General features: G+C 68.3%; 1 protein-coding gene. It reads right to left on the bottom strand.

What is annotated here, in order from left to right; genetic code table 11:
• Positions 1-39: 39 nt before the first annotated feature.
• The gene (locus ACWEN3_RS46055) at positions 40-1791 is read right to left on the bottom strand and encodes an IS1182 family transposase (RefSeq protein ID WP_452984358.1); all 1752 of its coding nucleotides are present in this window, start codon (positions 1789-1791) and stop codon (positions 40-42) included.
• Positions 1792-1848: the final 57 nt, after the last annotated feature.

Genomic DNA, 1848 nt, shown 5'->3' with positions numbered 1-1848 from the left:
CTAAGCTTGACTCTGTCGGGGATCTTGGAGCCGTCGAGGTCAACTGCCCAGGGTTCGCCAGGACTTCAGCCGAGGTAACTCCCGTTGGTCGAGGTAGCTCTGGAAGGAAGTCGGTCGGCGGGGTACGAGGGCTTCCTGGGCTGGTGGCAGTCCGCCGAGGCGCTCGATGTTGACGGCGATGGCCGTCAGGACGTGCTGGACGTGAGCCTTTCCCTGTCCTCGGTAGCGGCAGCGCCGCATGCCGTGCCCGTGGGCAAACTCGTTGACCGTGCCCTCCACTCCGGAGCGGACCGCGTAGCGGGCCTTCCACTCGGACGTCTGCTGCTCGGCGCGGACGCGGAGTTGCAGGTCGCGGAGCTCTCGTGGAGGAAAGCCCACGGTGCGGTGGCTTTCGCGGGAGGTGGTGCACTGAGCGCGAGCCGGGCAGGGCTGGCACTGGCTCTTGGTGAACCGTGCCACGATCAGCGGGGCCGCGGTGGGCGAGGAGGTCGGGTAGGGGCCGTGCCAGCCCGCGCTGACCTGCCCCTGGGGACAGGTGACCTGCCGACGATCGAAGTCGATGTGGAAGTCGTCCCGGGCGAAGCCCTCGCCTCGGCGGTGCTGGCGGGTGGGATTGCTCTTCAGCGGACCGGAGACGGTGACCTGGTGTTCGCGGGCGGCCTGTTCCAGGTGGGGCAGGGAGGTGTAGCCGGCATCGACCAGGTGCTCGGCGGGCAGCAGGCCGCGGCGGGCCAGACGGGTGTGGATGCCGGGCAGGACCTGGCTGTCGTGGGTGGTGGCCGCGGAGGTGGCGACATCCGTGATCACGTTGGGGCCGTCGGCAGCACAGGTCTCGGTCAGATGAGCGGCGAACCCCTTCCAGGTGATGATGTGCCCGTGCCGCGCGTAGCGAGCCGAGGTGTCGTAGGGCGAGACGATCGCCCTCGACGACGGCGGCAGACCCACCCCGCCTTCCTTCTCGGCGGTGCGCCAGCGCAGCTGTCCCGCGGCATCACGGTGATAGTTCTGCACCATGATCTGCCGCAGAGCCTGGACACGAGGACCGGACATGCGGTCCGCTCCGTACCGGTAGAGGTGTTCCAGCAGCCGGACGGCGTCGTTTCCGGTGGCAAGAATCCTGGTCATGGGCTTGGTGGGGTTCTTCCCCAGGCGGACCGGCCTGCCGTAGCGCAGCCCCCAGCCCTCATCGACCAGCTCGTCCAGCAGATGAGGAGAGATGCCTGCGACCTCTTCGAGCGCGGCGCGAACCGCCTCGGTGACCATCTCCAGGCGGGTCAGGTCACGCACCGCGGCCAGGACGTGGGTGGAATCGGTGCGCTGCGTGGTGCGCTCGCGCACCAGTCCGGCCTCCTTCAGACGGGCCAGTGCGAGGTCGAGGAGGCGGTCGGCACGGCCGTCCTCGGCGAGACGATCGCGGAAGTCGCCCAGCACACTGTGGTGGAAGCCGGGGTCGTCCAGCTCCATGGCCATCGCGTACTTGAAGTCGATGCGGCAGCGGACCGCCTCGGCGGCCTGCCGGTCCGACAGGCCGAGCAGGAACTGCAGCACACAGACAATGGCCAGTTGAGCAGGCGAGAGACCCGGACGCCCATCCCGCGGGTACCAGTCGGCAAAGTCCTCGTCGCACCACAGCCCATCCAGCCGGTCCCGCACCCATATCGCCGTCGTACCACCCGGGTTGCTCGCCCGCGCAACCTGCGCAGTCAGAGACGGGACCTGCTCACCGGAACGGGGACGAAGGGACAACGAGCACCTCGACAGATGTATCGGTCGGCGAAACTCCCCGATCATCCCCGTCGATCTTGCTGCCGCACCGGGAAACTCCAAGATCCCCGACAGAGTCAAGCT

It is taken from the genome of Streptomyces sp. NPDC004561, from assembly GCF_053602155.1.
Note: the sequence above shows the minus strand (reverse complement) of the source record. Positions and strands in the feature narration are given on the sequence as shown.